Here is a 16,081-nt window from a genome sequence, read left to right on the forward strand (position 1 = left end):
GAACAGGATGACCCATTTAACGCGCATCAGCGCTATCAACTGGAACCGCATTGATGACGACAAAGATCTTGAGGTCTGGAATCGTCTCACCAGCAACTTCTGGCTACCGGAGAAAGTGCCGCTGTCAAACGACATTCCCGCCTGGCAAACCCTCAGCGCGGCGGAGCAGCAGTTGACCATTCGCGTCTTCACCGGGCTGACGCTGCTCGACACCATTCAGAACACGGTCGGCGCGCCGGCGCTGATGGCGGACGCGCTGACCCCGCATGAGGAGGCGGTGCTGTCGAACATCAGCTTTATGGAAGCGGTTCATGCCCGCTCTTACAGCTCCATTTTTTCCACGCTGTGCCACAGCAAAGAGGTGGATGCCGCCTTCGCCTGGAGTGAAAGCTGCGAACCCCTGCAGCGCAAGGCGCAACTGATGCTGGGCTACTATCAGGCCGACGAGCCGCTGAAGAAAAAAATCGCCAGCGTTTTCCTCGAATCCTTTCTCTTCTACTCCGGCTTCTGGCTGCCAATGCACTTCTCCAGCCGGGGAAAACTGACCAATACCGCGGATCTGATCCGTCTGATCATTCGCGATGAAGCGGTACATGGCTATTACATTGGCTACAAGTATCAGAAAGGACTGGAGATCGTCAGCCCCGGAAAGCGCGAAGAACTGAAAAATTTCGCCCTCGATCTGCTGATGGATCTTTACGACAACGAGCTGGCCTACAGTCGGGAACTGTACGGCGAGAGCGGCTGGTTTGACGACGTCAGCGCTTTCCTGTGCTACAACGCCAACAAAGCGCTGATGAACCTCGGTTATGAAGCGCTGTTTCCGGCGGAGATGGCAGCGGTTAACCCGGCGATCCTCGCCGCGCTGTCGCCTAACGCCGATGAAAACCACGACTTTTTCTCCGGCTCCGGCTCCTCGTACGTGATAGGCAAAACGGAAGAAACCGCCGACGACGATTGGGACTTTTAACCATACTTTCACCAGGAATATGGCGGGCTGGTTCCTGGTGATCTATTTCGCAGAAAAGTGGGTTCATCTGCCAAATATTCTCTCCATCGCATAACCGTCATCACTCCGTCATATTTAACAGAAAACTGGTCCATTTCAGTCGAATTATCCAGAGATAATCAAAAAATATTACCCACAACAAATTGACGCTCAGCCCTTATATCACGGGGGCTGCGCCACCCTATCCCTCACGCCATTTTGCCGAGAGTTTGCCATTGAGGGTTGTCACAGAATCTGAGTATGTTAGGGTGTAAAAAGATCATAATCACCATCGGGTATCGTATCGCAATAAACAAATAACAGGAACTTCTCTATTGCATGGCAATTAAATTAGAAATCAAAAATCTTTATAAGATATTTGGCGAGCACCCAAACCGGGCTTTCAAATATATTGAGAAAGGACTCAACAAAGCGCAAATACTGGAAAAAACGGGGCTGTCGCTTGGCGTCAAAGACGCCAGTCTGGCCATTGAAGAAGGCGAGATATTCGTCATCATGGGGCTCTCCGGCTCGGGGAAATCCACCATGGTTCGCCTTCTCAATCGCCTGATTGAACCCACCCGCGGCCAGGTGCTGATTGACGGAGTCGATATCGCCAAAATGTCGGACGCCGAGCTGCGCGAGGTGCGTCGCAAGAAAATTGCGATGGTTTTTCAGTCCTTTGCGCTGATGCCACACATGAGCGTGCTCGACAACACGGCGTTTGGTATGGCGCTTGCCGGCGTCCCGACCGCCGAACGAGAGCAAAAAGCGCGGGAGGCGCTGCGGCAGGTGGGGCTGGAGAATTATGCCCACGCCTGGCCGGATGAACTCTCCGGCGGGATGCGTCAGCGCGTCGGTTTAGCTCGCGCGCTGGCGATTAATCCCGATATTCTGTTAATGGATGAAGCCTTCTCCGCGCTCGACCCGCTCATTCGCACCGAAATGCAGGATGAGCTCATCAAATTACAGGCTAAGCATCAACGCACTATCGTCTTTATTTCCCATGACCTTGATGAAGCCATGCGAATTGGCGATCGCATTGCCATTATGCAAAATGGCGAAGTGGTCCAGGTCGGTACGCCGGATGAAATACTGAATAATCCGGCCAATGATTATGTGCGCACCTTCTTCCGCGGCGTGGATATTAGCCAGGTCTTCAGCGCCAAAGATATTGCCCGCCGCAGCCCGGTTGGATTGATTCGTAAAACCCCAGGTTTTGGCCCCCGCTCCGCGCTGAAATTATTACAGGATGAAGACCGGGAATATGGCTATGTCATCGAACGCGGAAATCGCTTTGTCGGGATTGTCTCGATCGATTCTCTGAAAACCGCGCTCAGCGTCGGCCAGGGGATCGAGGCGGCGCTGATTGACGCCCCGCTGGCGGTGGAGGCGCAAACGCCGCTCAGCGATCTGCTCTCCCACGTCGGCCACGCCCCGTGCGCCGTCCCGGTGGTGGATGAAGAACAACAATACATTGGCATCATTTCCAAACGAATGCTGCTCCAGGCTTTAGATCGCGAGGGGGTGAATCATGGCTGATCAAACTAATCCGTGGGACAGCGCCCCGGCAACCGACAGCGCTGCGCAGGCCGCCGATGCCTGGGGTGGCGCCTCTACTGCCGCGCCGGCCAACGGCGGCGGCGCCGACTGGCTGCACAGCGCGCCCGCGCCGCAGCCGGAATCGTTCAACATCATGGACCCGTTCCATAAAACGCTGATCCCGCTCGACAGCTGGGTCACCCACGCTATCGACTGGATCGTGCTGCACTTCCGTCCGCTATTCCAGGGGATCCGCGTGCCGATCGACTACATCCTCAGCGCCTTCCAGCAGCTGTTGTTGGGGATGCCAGCGCCGGTGGCGATTATCGTCTTCGCGCTGATCGCCTGGCAGATCTCCAGCCTCGGCATGGGGGTCGCCACCCTGGTTTCGCTGATTGCCATCGGCGCTATCGGCGCCTGGTCGCAGGCGATGGTCACCCTGGCGCTGGTCCTCACCGCCCTGCTGTTCTGCATGGTTATCGGCCTGCCGCTGGGTATTTGGCTGGCGCGCAGCCCGCGGGCGGCAAAAATTATCCGCCCGCTGCTCGATGCCATGCAGACCACGCCGGCCTTCGTCTACCTGGTGCCGATCGTGATGCTGTTCGGCATCGGCAACGTGCCCGGCGTGGTAGTGACGATTATCTTCGCCTTGCCGCCGATCGTCCGCCTGACCATTCTCGGGATAAACCAGGTGCCCGCGGATCTGATCGAAGCGTCGCGCTCGTTTGGCGCCAGCCCGCGCCAGCTGTTGTTTAAGGTTCAGCTGCCGCTGGCGATGCCCACCATCATGGCCGGGGTAAACCAGACGCTGATGCTGGCCCTGTCGATGGTGGTGATCGCCTCGATGATCGCCGTCGGCGGTCTTGGCCAGATGGTGCTGCGCGGCATCGGCCGCCTGGATATGGGTCTGGCTACCGTCGGCGGCGTAGGGATCGTGATCCTCGCGATTATTCTTGACCGCCTCACCCAGGCCGTCGGTCGCGACGCCCGCAGTCGCGGCAACCGCCGCTGGTACACCACCGGCCCACTGGGGCTTATCACTCGCCCTTTCTGTCGATAAGTCGATAACAGCGCCGCTCCCCGGCACCAGCCGAGGCCGGGGGGTCGCTCTTCCCGTTAAACAATAAGAGGAACCACCATGCGACATCGTACGATGATGGCCACCGCCGCCTTTGCCACCCTGATCGCCACCAGCACCTTCGCCGCCGACCTGCCGGGCAAAGGGATTACCGTGAAGCCTGCCCAGAGCACTATTTCGGAAGAGACCTTCCAGACCCTGCTGGTCAGTCGCGCGCTGGAGAAGCTTGGCTACACCGTCGAGAAACCGAGCGAAGTGGACTATAACGTTGCCTATACCTCGATTGCCGCCGGGGATACCACCTTTATCGCCACCAACTGGCAGCCGCTGCACGATGACATGTACGCCGCGGCGGGCGGTGATAACAAATTCTATCGTAAAGGGGTGTATGTCTCAGGCGCCGCCCAGGGCTATCTGATCGACAAAAAAACCGCCGAGCAGTACCACATCACCTCCATCGATCAGCTTAAAGATCCGCAGATCGCCAAACTGTTTGATACCAATAACGACGGTAAAGCGGATCTCACCGGCTGTACGCCAGGCTGGGGCTGCGAAGCGGTGATTAACCACCAGATTGACGCCTATGGCCTGAGCAAAACCGTCACCCATAACCAGGGCAACTACGCGGCGATGATGGCTGACACCATCGCCCGCTATAAAGAGGGTAAACCGGTGCTCTACTACACCTGGACGCCGTACTGGGTCAGCGACGTGCTGAAACCTGGCAAAGACGTCGTCTGGCTGCAGGTGCCGTTCTCCTCCCTGCCGGGCGAGCAGAAAAACATCGACACCAAACTGGCCAACGGCGCCAACTATGGCTTCCCGGTGAACACGATGCACATCGTCGCCAACAAAGCCTGGGCCGAGAAAAATCCGGCCGCCGCCACCCTGTTTAGCGTCATGAAGCTGCCGATCGCCGACATCAACGCCGAGAATGCGATGATGCACGAAGGCCATGCTTCCGAAGCCGACATTAACGGTCATGTCGATGGCTGGATCAAAGCCCACCAGCCGCTGTTCGACAGCTGGGTGAAAGCGGCGCTCGCCGCGCAGCAGTAACCCTGCCTCCCGGATAAGGCGCTCCGTCTTATCCGGGCTCCCTTTCCCTCGTTGCTCGCAGCACAGAGTATGGAAAAGCGGATTCCAGGAATTTCCATAGTGTTAAGGCGCGTCGCGCTCTGTTAAGGTGGACCCATCGGTCAATTTGTCACCTTCACATGGATCCAGCGATAAGTTATTCATATGGAAAACCCCGCGCCCTTAACCTGTGCCTTATCTGAACGTGTCGCCACCGTCGGCGAAGGCATCAAAGACAGTCTCCCCATCGTTATCAGCTACCTGCCGGTGGCTTTCGCCTTCGGACTGAACGCCACCCGGCTGGGATTCACCCCGCTGGAAAGCCTGTTTTTCTCCTGCATTATTTACGCCGGCGCCAGCCAGTTTGTGATCACCGCCATGCTGGCCGCCGGCAGTTCGCTGTGGGTCGCCGCCCTGACGGTGATGGCGATGGATGTCCGCCACGTGCTGTATGGTCCCTCATTGCGCAGCCGCATTCGCTCAGCGCTGGATAAAAAGAAAACCGCCCTCTGGGCCTTTGGCCTGACCGATGAGGTTTTCGCCGCGGCCACCGCCAGGCTGGTTCGCGATAACCGCCGCTGGAGCGAAAACTGGATGCTCGGTCTCGCTTTTACTTCCTGGGCATCGTGGGTATGCGGCACGCTGGCCGGCGCCTGGTCCGGCAACGGCCTGCTGGTGGATTATCCCGCGGTGGAGGCCGCGCTCGGCTTTATGCTGCCGGCGCTGTTTATGAGCTTCCTGCTGGCCTCATTCCAGCGCCAGCAGTCACTCTGCGTCACGGCAGCCCTGGCAGGCGCGCTGGGTGGCATTTTGTTATTTTCCATTCCGGCGGCCATCCTCGCCGGGATTGTCTGCGGGTGTCTGACGGCGCTGGTCCAGGCCATGCTTAAGGGGATGCCGGATGAACAGTGAAGTCCTTCTGCTCGGGGTGATAGTCGGCAGCGTGAATTATCTGTTTCGCTATCTTCCCCTGCGCCTGCGCGCCGGCCATGCCCGGCCTGCCCGCCGTGGCCCGGTCAGCGTGCTGCTGGATACCATCGGCATCGCCTCGATTTGCGCGCTGCTGGTGGTCTCCAGCGTGCCGGAGATCCTCGCCGATGCCCATCGCCTGGCGCCGACGCTGATCGGCTTCCTGGTGCTGGGGGCCGCCTTCTGGAAAACCCGCAGCATTATTGTCCCGACGCTGCTGTCGGCGTTGGCCTACGGTCTGGCATGGAAAATCACCAGCGGACTCTAAGCTTTACGTATCAATTTTAGTCAATAATTCATTTGATTTATTTGTCACAATAGTTATTATATCGGCTGTAATTAATGAGGTCATACCCAAATGGATAGTTCGTTTACTCCCATTGAGCAAATGCTCAAATTCCGCGCCAGCCGCCATGAAGATTTCCCGTTCCAGGAGATCCTGTTAACTCGTCTTTGCATGCATATGCAAGGTAAGCTGCTGGAAAATCGCAATAAAATGCTCAAAGCGCAGGGAATTAACGAGACATTATTTATGGCGCTGATTACGCTGGAGTCACAGGAAAACCACAGCATCCAGCCGTCCGAGCTGAGTTGCGCGCTGGGCTCGTCGCGTACCAACGCCACCCGTATCGCTGATGAACTGGAAAAACGCGGCTGGATTGAACGTCGCGAGAGCGATAACGATCGCCGCTGTCTGCATCTGCAACTGACCGAAAAGGGCCATCAGTTTTTGCGTGAAGTCCTGCCACCGCAGCATAACTGCCTGCATCAGCTGTGGTCTTCACTCAGCACCAGCGAAAAAGATCAGCTCGAACATATCACCCGCAAACTCCTGAGCCGCCTTGACCAGATGGAAGAAGAAGGCGTGCTGGCGGACTCTCTACGCTAAGGGCGGCGTCGCTCAGCCCATTTTTACGTTGCAAGGAAAACAGCCAGGCCAGCAGATCTCTGCTGGCCTTTCTGATAAACAGGTCGGCTCAGCCGATGTGAAATAATAAGATCGTGGAGAATAACATGAGCGCAAATGCGGAGAGCCAAACCCCGCAGCAACCAGGCAGCAAAAAAGGAAAGCGCAAAGGCGCACTCCTGTTGCTGACATTGCTCTTTATTATTATTGCCGTGGCATATGGGATTTACTGGTTTCTGGTACTGCGTCACTACGAAGAGACCGACGATGCCTACGTGGCAGGGAACCAGGTACAAATTATGGCCCAGGTCTCAGGCAGCGTGACCAAAGTCTGGGCTGACAACACGGACTACGTGCAGAAAGGCGATCCGCTGGTGACGCTCGATCAGACCGATGCCCAGCAGGCGTTTGAGAAAGCCAAAACGCAGCTGGCCGCCAGCGTGCGTCAGACCCGTCAGCAGATGATCAACAGCAAGCAGCTGCAGGCGAACATCGACGTCAAAAAGACCGCCCTCGCCCAGGCGCAGGCTGACCTGAACCGCCGCATTCCGCTGGGCGCCGCGAACCTGATCGGTCGCGAAGAGCTGCAGCACGCCCGCGACACCGTCGCCAGCGCGCAGGCCGAACTCGACGTGGCAATCCAGCAATACAACGCCAACCAGGCGATCGTGCTGGGCACCAAACTGGAACAGCAGCCGGCGGTGCTGCAGGCGGCCACCGAAGTGCGTAACGCCTGGCTGGCCCTGCAGCGTACGCAAATCGTCAGCCCGATTAGCGGCTACGTTTCCCGTCGCTCGGTACAGCCTGGGGCGCAGATCGGCACCACCACGCCGCTGATGGCGGTGGTCCCGGCGACCAACCTGTGGATCGACGCCAACTTTAAAGAGACCCAGCTGGCGCACATGCGCATCGGCCAGCCGGCCACCGTGATCAGCGACATCTATGGCGATGACGTGAAGTACACCGGCAAAGTGGTCGGCCTGGATATGGGCACCGGCAGCGCCTTCTCCCTGCTGCCGGCGCAGAACGCCACCGGTAACTGGATCAAAGTGGTACAGCGCCTGCCGGTCCGTATCGAGCTGGACGAAAAACAGCTGGCGGAACACCCGCTGCGCATCGGCCTCTCCACGCTGGTGGAGGTCAACACCACCGATCGCGATGGCGAAATGCTGGCCAGCCAGGTGCGAAGCTCCCCGGTTTACGAGAGCAATGCCCGCGAAATCGCGCTTGAGCCGGTTAATAAACTGATCGACGAGATCATTCAGGCCAACGCCGGATAATTCGGGGTGAGCGTAATGCAACAGCAAAAACCGCTTGAAGGCGCGCAACTGGTCATTATGACCATTGCGCTGTCGCTGGCGACGTTCATGCAGGTGCTGGACTCCACGATCGCCAACGTGGCGATCCCAACCATTGCCGGTAACCTTGGCTCGTCGCTGAGCCAGGGGACGTGGGTCATCACCTCGTTCGGGGTGGCCAACGCCATCTCCATCCCCATTACCGGCTGGCTGGCGAAGCGCGTCGGCGAGGTGAAGCTTTTCGTCTGGTCGACGGTGGCATTCGCTATCGCCTCCTGGGCCTGTGGGGTGTCGAACAGCCTGACGATGCTGATTTTCTTCCGCGTCATTCAGGGGATCGTCGCCGGTCCGCTGATCCCGCTGTCGCAGAGCCTGTTGCTCAGCAACTACCCACCGGCGAAGCGTTCTATTGCGCTGGCCCTGTGGTCAATGACCGTGATCGTCGCGCCGATCTGTGGCCCGATTCTCGGCGGCTATATCAGCGATAACTACCACTGGGGCTGGATCTTCTTCATCAACGTGCCGATTGGTATCGCAGTGGTGATCATGACGCTGCAAACCCTGCGCGGGCGCGAAACCCGTACCGAACAGCGACGTATCGACGGCGTCGGGCTGGCGTTGCTGATTATCGGTATCGGTAGCCTGCAGGTGATGCTCGACCGCGGTAAAGAGCTCGACTGGTTCGCTTCCAACGAGATTATCATCCTGACCATCGTGGCGGTGGTGGCGATAAGCTTCCTGATTGTCTGGGAGCTGACTGACGATAACCCGATAGTCGACCTGTCGCTGTTTAAGTCGCGCAACTTCACCATCGGCTGTTTGTGTATCAGCCTGGCCTATATGCTCTACTTCGGCGCTATCGTACTGCTGCCGCAGCTGTTGCAGGAGGTCTACGGCTACACCGCTACCTGGGCCGGTTTGGCGTCGGCGCCGGTGGGGGTGATCCCGGTCATTCTGTCGCCGATTATTGGCCGCTTTGCCCATAAGCTCGATATGCGTCGGCTGGTCACCTTCAGCTTTATTATGTATGCCGTCTGCTTCTACTGGCGCGCGTGGACCTTTGAACCGGGTATGGACTTTGGTGCATCGGCGTGGCCGCAGTTTATCCAGGGCTTCGCGGTGGCTTGTTTCTTCATGCCATTGACCACCATCACCCTCTCCGGCCTGCCGCCGGAGCGGCTGGCGGCGGCGTCGAGCTTGTCAAACTTTACCCGAACTCTGGCCGGCTCCATCGGGACCTCGATCACCACCACCATGTGGACCAACCGTGAGGCGCTGCACCATGCGCAGCTCACCGAGTCGGTGACGCCGTTCAACCCCAACGCCCAGCAGATGTACGATCAGCTGCAGGGCATGGGAATGACCCAGCAGCAGGCTTCCGGCTGGATAGCGCAGCAGATAACCAACCAGGGGTTGATTATCTCCGCCAACGAAATCTTCTGGGTTTCGGCGGGGATCTTTATTCTTCTGCTCAGCCTGGTGTGGTTCGCCAGGCCGCCATTCAGTGCCGGCGGCGGCGGCGGGGGCGCACACTAAGCATCAGACTAAGGGACCTGCGGGTCCCTTTTTTATGGCGTCAGATTGTCCAATTCTCGCTAGTTTCTGTCTCGTTTGCGAAAGCTCGCCACCCGGTGCTCGGGCAGGATAAAGGCTGACTATTAAGGAGAACACTATGCTGAGCCATCCTGCTGAAAAGTACCGTCCCTATCCGCCGATTGCCCTGCCCGACCGCCGCTGGCCCGACCGGCAAATCAGCCACGCCCCGCGCTGGCTGTCGACCGACCTGCGCGACGGCAACCAGGCGCTGGCGGAGCCCATGGACAGCGCCCGAAAACTGCAGTTCTGGGATCTGCTGCTGGAGTGCGGTTTTAAAGAGATTGAGGTCGCCTTCCCTTCCGCTTCGCAAACCGATTTCAACTTCGTCCGCCAGCTGATCGACGAGCAGCGCATCCCGGAAGATGTCACCATCCAGGTGCTGACCCAGGCGCGGGATCCGCTGATCCTGCGCACCTTTGAGGCACTGCGTGGCGCCCGCCAGGCCACCGTCCACCTCTACAATGCCACCGCGCCGCTGTTTCGCGAGCTGGTCTTCGGGATGGATAAAGCCGAAGTGATCGCCCTGGCGACCCGCGCCACCCGACTTATCCGCCAGCAGTGCGAACAACAGCCGGAGACCCGCTGGCAATACGAATACTCACCAGAGACCTTCTGCTTTACCGAACCCGAGTTTGCCCTTGAGATTTGCGAGGCGGTGGCGGGCGTCTGGCAGCCCTGCGCCGAACGGCCGATGATCGTCAATCTGCCGGCGACGGTGGAAGTGAACACCCCCAACGTCTATGCCGATCAGATCGAGTATTTTTGCCGCCACTTCTCCCGCCGCGGCGAGGTCTGCATCAGCGTGCACCCGCACAACGACCGCGGGACCGGTGTCGCCAGCGCCGAGCTGGCGGTGATGGCCGGCGCCGATCGGGTGGAAGGCTGCCTGTTTGGCAATGGCGAACGCACCGGCAACGTCTGCCTGGTGACGCTGGCCATGAATCTCTACAGCCAGGGCATCGACCCTGAGCTTCGCTTCGAGCAGATGAACCGGGTGGTGGAGGTGGTGGAAAACTGCAACCAGATCCCCGTTCACCCACGCCACCCGTGGGCGGGAAGTCTGGCTTATACCGCCTTCTCCGGCTCCCATCAGGATGCCATCAAAAAAGGGTTTGATGCCCGTCAGCCAGGCGATCCGTGGCAGATGCCCTACCTGCCCATTGATCCACAGGATATTGGCTGTAGCTATGAGGCGGTGATCCGCGTCAACAGCCAGTCGGGAAAAAGCGGCAGCGCCTGGCTTATCGAACAAAACCATGGTCTCAAGCTGCCCCGCGGGCTGCAGCAGGACTTCAGTCAGCATGTACAGCAGGTGACCGATAGCGACGGCAAAGAGATGACCCACCACGCGCTGTGGCAGCTGTTCCGCACGCGCTACGGCCTGCTGGCGCAGCCTGCGCTGACGCTGCTTGATTATCAGAGCGCCAGCCAACAGGATGGCCAGCTTTCGCTGCAGGCGACGCTGCGACACCACGGCGAAACCCGACGCCTGCAGGGCCAGGGCAACGGCCTGCTGTCGGCCGCCGCCAGCGGCCTCAGCGCGCTGCTCAGACAACCGTTTATGATCAAGGACTACCATGAGCATACCCTTGGCGCGCGCAGCGACAGTCGGTCGGTCGCCTATATCCGCTGCGTTTTTCCACAAGGTGAAAGCTACTGGGGAGTGGGTATTGATAATGACGTGGCGCGCGCTTCGCTGCAGGCATTGTGCAATGCGATCAGCGTCGCCGATCAGGTCGAAGGGCGAAAATAGTCGCTGGGGGCGACGCCCATCACCCGACGAAACATGGCGCTGAAGGCGCTGTGGCTGCCGTAGCCCAGCTCCAGCGCCACCCGCAGCACGGAGTGACCCTGCGCCAGGCGAATCAGCGCTTCCATTAGCTTCGCCCGGCGCACCCACTCGCTCCACGTCAGGCTAGTCTGCTGCTGAAAATGGCGGTTAAGGGTTCGCTCACTCATGCTGCACACCTTTGCCGCCTGGCCGCTGCTCCAGGCTTCGCCCGGCGCCTCGCGTACCTGCTGGCACAGCCGACGCAGCGTGTCACTTTGCGGTTCCGGCAGGCCAAACGGCAGGATCGCCATCCCGCGGATCTCATCGAGGATCAGCTCATAAATCCGTTCGTCACGGCTGGCGGGGGCATAGCACTCGGCCAGTCCCAGGGATGAGACGATCAGTTCCCGCAGCAGCGGCGTGATCTGTACGATCTGGCAACCCGCCGGGAGATCGGCGCGCGCCAGCGGATCGATAAACAGGGTGCGCGCCGCCACGTTGCCGGTCATACGCAGCGCGTGCGGCGTTCCCGCCGGCAGCCAGACGCCGCGCCCGGGAGGCACCACCCAGTAACCTGCCGGTGTCGCGACCCGCACCACGCCGCTTAAAATATGCAGCAGCTGGGCGCAGTCATGCTGATGCCAGTCTTCCTGGTCACCGTGGGCATAATCATGGGCAAAAGGCACCAGCGGGCGGTGCTGAAAGGAGAAAGTCGTGGTGGTCGTCATGGCGGCGTCAGGAGAGCGGCCCGGCGACAGGCGTCGGGCCGTGGCGGAAGCACTAGATGTGCAGTTCCTGCAGTTTTTCTTTCGGCAGCGCCAGTTCGTCGTTGCTGTTGATGCGTACATCGCGCTCAATGATATGACGAGCGATGTCCTGGGCCTCTTCCAGCGAGTGCATGGTATAGGTTCCGCACTGGTAGACGTTGAGCTCCGGGATCTGGTTCTGATCTTTCACCTTCAGCACATCGGCCATCGCCGCTTTCCAGGCGTCAGCGACGCGCTGCTCGTCCGGTGTACCAATCAGGCTCATATAGAACCCGGTGCGGCAGCCCATTGGCGAAATGTCGATAATTTCCACGCCATTCCCGTTCAGGTGATCGCGCATAAAGCCCGCGAACAGGTGCTCCAGGGTGTGGATACCGCGTTCCGGCATCACTTCCTGGTTCGGCACGCAGAAGCGCAGATCGAAAACGGTGATTTCATCGCCATGCGGCGTGTTCATTTTCTTCGCGACACGCACCGCTGGGGCTTCCATTCGGGTATGGTCGACTGTGAAACTATCTAACAACGGCATTCGTCACCTCCGGGAGTGATTTTTTTTAAAATAAAATGAACTCTTTGTTCAGCCGCGAGTCTCAGTATATGAAAGACGCGCATTTATTATCATCATCATCCCTGAATCAGAGATGAAAGTTTGGCCACATTGATGTGGCCTTTTTCTTTTGTATCGTCAGCGGCTACGCGTGTCGTGCCAGCAGCGCTTCGAACGGCTCACTGTCTTCCGCTTCCACTTTCTTCTGCCGTGCCACCGATGCCTCGCGCTCGGCGATGAAATCGGCTTCGCTCAGGATCTCCAGCGGCTCTCCCCGCAGCTGCGTCCGATAGCGATCCGCCAATGCACGGCCAGTGCCGCCAATCCCTTCTTCAATCATAGAACGCAGAATGCGGGCTGAGAAGGTTAATTCCGGATCGTCAAAGCAGGCCAGCAGCTCGTCGCAGACCTGCTGATATGCCTGGCCACCGTGGATACTGTCAAGGGTCTGCGCCACGCGGCGTAAATCGCGGAACAGATCTTTGCCCACCTGAGCCAGCGGGAACTGCGCGCTTTCGCAGCCAATCCCCAGCGTTAAGCCCGGCTTACGCCCTTCCAGAATCACCCGATTCCAGTTGGTGCGAGTGCACAGCAGCTCATCGCTGCTCATCTCCGGCGCGTCGGCCAGCGCGCACCAGACCATAAACAGATCGAGGAAACGCACCTGCTGGGCGTCAACGCCGATCGGCGAGAACGGGTTGATATCCAGCGAACGCACTTCAATGTACTCAATGCCGCCGCGCAGCAGCGCATCGGACGGGGTTTCGCCCCGACGGGTCACGCGTTTCGGACGGATCGGCGCATAGAGTTCGTTTTCAATCTGCAGGATATTGCTGTTGATCTGCAGATACTTGCCGTCTTTCTGCAGCCCGATTTTAGCGTACTCTTCCGACGGCGTTTTAATCGCCCGCTTCAATCCTGCCACATACTCATGCAGATCGTTAAACGTAATTCCGAGATTGCTTTGCGACTTATTGGTATAACCGAGGTCGCTGAGGCGCAGCGAGGTGGCGTACGGCAGGTAGTACATACCATTACCCGCTTCCTCAAAAGGCAGCGTCGTCGGTTTCCCTTGCAGGAACGAGGAGCAAATCGCCGGCGAGGCGCCGAACAGATAAGGGATCACCCAGCCAAAACGATAGTAGTTACGAATCGAGCGGAAATAGCCCGCCGAGATAGCTTCTTTACCGCTTTCGACGTCTTCCACGCCACACTTCGCCTGCCAGAACGCCATCGGCAGCGAGAAGTTATAGTGCACGCCGGAGATAGTCTGCATCAACGCGCCATAGCGGTTCTTCAGCCCCTCGCGATACAGCGTTTTCAGACGCCCCACGTTTGAGGTGCCGTACTGCGCCAGCTCAATATCCTGACCGGGAGCGATATAGCATGGCATACTCAGCGGCCACATCCGCTCGTCGCCCAGCTGACGCGCGGTATAGCGATGGACATCGCGCATAAAGGTCAGCATATGCTCAATATCGCCATCCACCGGCGTAATGAACTCGAGTAAAGCTTCGGCAAAATCGGTGGTAATCCATTTATGCGTCAGCGCTGAGCCTAACGCCAGAGGGTGACCGGTCGATGCAAGGGTGCCGTCTGCGTTCACGCGCAGCGTTTCCCGCTCCAGACCACGTTGAATACCCTGCAGAGCCTGCGGATGTTTTTCCAGCCAGGCCAGCGCCTGTGATACGTCCGGGATCAATTTGACCTCCCGCCTGTCGAAATCGTTTGAATAAGCATAATTGTAATGGATGAACTATCAGTCCAATTAGTGCCACCACGTCATACCCTGAAGCGTCGCTGCTGCAATAACGATATAGCGCAGCGCCTTACCAAGGCATAAGAAAAAGAGTACCGGTCCCCAGGAAATGCGCATCCATCCCGCCAGCAAACACAGTAAATCGCCGACAACCGGCGCCCAGCTCAGTAAGAGCGTGACCGCGCCGTAGCGCTTAAGCCAGCCAGCCGCCCGCTCCTGCCAGCGCGAGGTTTTGCGCAGCGGAAACAAGCGCCCCAGAATAACGTTAGTTACCCCTCCAAGGCTATTGCCGATTGTTGCTATTAATACTAACCACCATGGATGACTGACCCCTGCAAGTAGCATAGCCACCAGCACAACCTCCGAATTACCGGGAAGCAGCGTGGCACTTAAAAAGCTACTGGCAAACAGCGAGGTGAGTGACAGCGCGTCACTCACAGCAAACGCACGTCAACAGCGTCCATGCCTGCACGCTTCGCCGCCTGCAGACCAAAGTCGGCATCTTCGAAGACCACGCATTTTTCCGGCGCGACGCCCATGCGCTCGGCGCACAGCAGGAAGGTATCGGGCGCGGGTTTATGGTTGACCACATGATCGGCCGCCACCACCGCAGAGAAGTAATGACGCAGGCCCAGGTGCGCCAGCAGCGCCTCGGCGACGGCGCTTTCGCTGCCGGTACCCACCGACATCGGGCGACGACCATGCCACGCCTTGACCACCTCAATTAGCGGCAACGGGCGTACGCTGTCCAGCAGCATCGCCTTAACCGCCTGGGTTTTTTCCTGCGCCAGGCGATGTGGATCGAGATCCGCCTGGTTGAGTTCAATAATCGCCTGGGCAATCCGCCAGGTTGGTGAGCCATTGAGCGCGACCATCGCCTGTTCGTCGAAACGCATACCGTAGCGGCCCAACACCTCGTTCCATGCCTGCCGATGGGTCGGCTCGGTATCGAGAATGGTGCCATCCATATCAAAGATCAGTCCTGCGTAACCTTCGTACATTGTCTTCTCACCAACCGGTTAATGAATAGTTACTCTATCGCAAAAGCCCGTCGTTGTCGCGGCCAGCGGCTCAAACGACAAAGGCGCCCTCAGGCGCCTTCAGGCATAAACCGGGTAGTGGGTCTTATTTAATACGCAGATCGTTCTCGACCATACGCACGCCCTGTACTCGACGGGTGACTTCCACCGCACGTTTAGCGCTTTCCGCAGAGGAGACAAACCCGCTCAACTGCACGCGGCCTTTAAAGGTCTGGACGCTGATTTCTGAGGACTTGATATCTTTATCGTTAAAGAGCGCCGTTTTCACCTTAGTGGTCACCACGGTATCGTCAATGTAACCGCCGGTGCTTTCTTTGGTGGACGAACCGGCACAGCCAGTAAGGGCCGTCGCCACCAGCAGCGTCGCGCAAAAAGCAGGTATTGCTTTGAACCATTTCATGGATTTCTCTCCTTGCATTTAACTCAGCCTGATAACGCTGATATACAAGGATAAATTATAGTGGAAAGCGCGGCTTGCCAATAAAAAAAGTCAGTATGAAACCGGTGATGGAAAACGAGGTTATAGGGATGGTGAGGAGAGAGTAAAGAGTGAAGATGGTGCATCCGGGAGGATGACTCAGCTAAGCCTCGCCCTTCGGGCCGTTGCTTACGCAACGTTATCCTCCCTGGTGCTGGCGCTGATTTCGCAGACCATACAACAACGTCGTCGCTGTTACTAAGGAGAATATGGTGCATCCGGGAGGATTCGAACCTCCGACCGCTCGGTTCGTAGCCGAGTACT

At 58.4% G+C, this 16,081-nt stretch carries 16 protein-coding genes; 10 read left to right on the forward strand and 6 right to left on the reverse strand.

Annotation, left to right across the window (positions count from 1 at the left end; translation table 11 throughout):
- The first annotated feature begins 7 nt into the window (after window positions 1–7).
- From nrdF to leuA, 10 genes are all read left to right on the forward strand, one after another.
- A complete protein-coding gene (nrdF, locus tag NKJ21_RS16845) occupies window positions 8–970 on the forward strand; it encodes a class 1b ribonucleoside-diphosphate reductase subunit beta (protein ID WP_008806138.1) in 963 nt (320 codons plus the stop codon).
- Window positions 971–1,327: 357 nt separating this feature from the next.
- The gene (gene proV / locus NKJ21_RS16850) at window positions 1,328–2,530 is read left to right on the forward strand and encodes a glycine betaine/L-proline ABC transporter ATP-binding protein ProV (protein ID WP_008806139.1); all 1,203 of its coding nucleotides are present in this window, start codon (window positions 1,328–1,330) and stop codon (window positions 2,528–2,530) included.
- Complete coding sequence (proW, locus tag NKJ21_RS16855) at window positions 2,523–3,590, forward strand: glycine betaine/L-proline ABC transporter permease ProW (protein ID WP_008806140.1); 1,068 nt, start codon at window positions 2,523–2,525, stop codon at window positions 3,588–3,590. Before proV ends, proW begins: the two co-directional genes overlap by 8 nt.
- Before the next feature lie 78 nt (window positions 3,591–3,668).
- On the forward strand, window positions 3,669–4,667 hold the full coding sequence (gene proX / locus NKJ21_RS16860; RefSeq protein WP_008806141.1) for a glycine betaine/L-proline ABC transporter substrate-binding protein ProX: 999 nt from the start codon (window positions 3,669–3,671) through the stop codon (window positions 4,665–4,667).
- Window positions 4,668–4,850: 183 nt separating this feature from the next.
- Window positions 4,851–5,597 (forward strand): AzlC family ABC transporter permease, encoded by a 747-nt coding sequence (locus tag NKJ21_RS16865; RefSeq protein WP_064166199.1) that lies wholly within the window; start codon window positions 4,851–4,853, stop codon window positions 5,595–5,597.
- Window positions 5,587–5,922 carry an L-valine transporter subunit YgaH gene (gene ygaH, locus NKJ21_RS16870; RefSeq protein WP_008806143.1) on the forward strand — a complete coding sequence of 112 codons (336 nt, stop codon included), beginning with the start codon at window positions 5,587–5,589 and terminating at the stop codon, window positions 5,920–5,922. The genes NKJ21_RS16865 and ygaH overlap by 11 nt, the downstream gene beginning before the upstream one ends.
- 90 nt (window positions 5,923–6,012) lie before the next feature.
- Window positions 6,013–6,543, forward strand: coding sequence for a transcriptional repressor MprA (gene mprA / locus NKJ21_RS16875; protein ID WP_002914337.1), 531 nt, complete (start codon window positions 6,013–6,015; stop codon window positions 6,541–6,543).
- Between the two features lie 125 nt (window positions 6,544–6,668).
- Complete coding sequence (emrA, locus tag NKJ21_RS16880) at window positions 6,669–7,841, forward strand: multidrug efflux MFS transporter periplasmic adaptor subunit EmrA (protein ID WP_008806144.1); 1,173 nt, start codon at window positions 6,669–6,671, stop codon at window positions 7,839–7,841.
- A gap of 15 nt (window positions 7,842–7,856) precedes the next feature.
- Window positions 7,857–9,395, forward strand: a complete 1,539-nt coding sequence (gene emrB / locus NKJ21_RS16885; protein WP_008806145.1) for a multidrug efflux MFS transporter permease subunit EmrB — start codon at window positions 7,857–7,859, stop codon at window positions 9,393–9,395.
- Window positions 9,396–9,531: 136 nt separating this feature from the next.
- Complete coding sequence (gene leuA / locus NKJ21_RS16890; RefSeq protein WP_155010979.1) at window positions 9,532–11,208, forward strand: 2-isopropylmalate synthase; 1,677 nt, start codon at window positions 9,532–9,534, stop codon at window positions 11,206–11,208.
- On the opposite strand, the gene NKJ21_RS16895 is transcribed toward leuA, so the two are convergent.
- From NKJ21_RS16895 to NKJ21_RS16920, 6 genes are all read right to left on the reverse strand, one after another.
- Complete coding sequence (locus NKJ21_RS16895; protein WP_008806147.1) at window positions 11,187–11,954, reverse strand: helix-turn-helix domain-containing protein; 768 nt, start codon at window positions 11,952–11,954, stop codon at window positions 11,187–11,189. The genes leuA and NKJ21_RS16895 overlap by 22 nt on opposite strands.
- Window positions 11,955–12,006: 52 nt before the next feature.
- On the reverse strand, window positions 12,007–12,522 hold the full coding sequence (gene luxS, locus NKJ21_RS16900) for an S-ribosylhomocysteine lyase (RefSeq protein ID WP_002914351.1): 516 nt from the start codon (window positions 12,520–12,522) through the stop codon (window positions 12,007–12,009).
- Window positions 12,523–12,685: 163 nt separating this feature from the next.
- Window positions 12,686–14,242: a glutamate--cysteine ligase gene (gene gshA, locus NKJ21_RS16905; RefSeq protein ID WP_239270477.1), complete on the reverse strand. Its 1,557-nt coding sequence runs from the start codon at window positions 14,240–14,242 to the stop codon at window positions 12,686–12,688.
- A gap of 66 nt (window positions 14,243–14,308) precedes the next feature.
- Window positions 14,309–14,737, reverse strand: coding sequence for a YqaA family protein (locus NKJ21_RS16910; RefSeq protein ID WP_008806149.1), 429 nt, complete (start codon window positions 14,735–14,737; stop codon window positions 14,309–14,311).
- The gene (gene yqaB / locus NKJ21_RS16915) at window positions 14,734–15,300 is read right to left on the reverse strand and encodes a fructose-1-phosphate/6-phosphogluconate phosphatase (protein ID WP_004174701.1); all 567 of its coding nucleotides are present in this window, start codon (window positions 15,298–15,300) and stop codon (window positions 14,734–14,736) included. The genes NKJ21_RS16910 and yqaB overlap by 4 nt, the downstream gene beginning before the upstream one ends.
- Before the next feature lie 124 nt (window positions 15,301–15,424).
- Window positions 15,425–15,739, reverse strand: a complete 315-nt coding sequence (locus tag NKJ21_RS16920) for a BON domain-containing protein (RefSeq protein WP_008806150.1) — start codon at window positions 15,737–15,739, stop codon at window positions 15,425–15,427.
- Window positions 15,740–16,081 lie beyond the last annotated feature (342 nt).

The organism is Klebsiella sp. SWET4 (assembly GCF_024296565.1).
Taxonomy (GTDB): Bacteria; Pseudomonadota; Gammaproteobacteria; order Enterobacterales; family Enterobacteriaceae; genus Klebsiella; species Klebsiella variicola.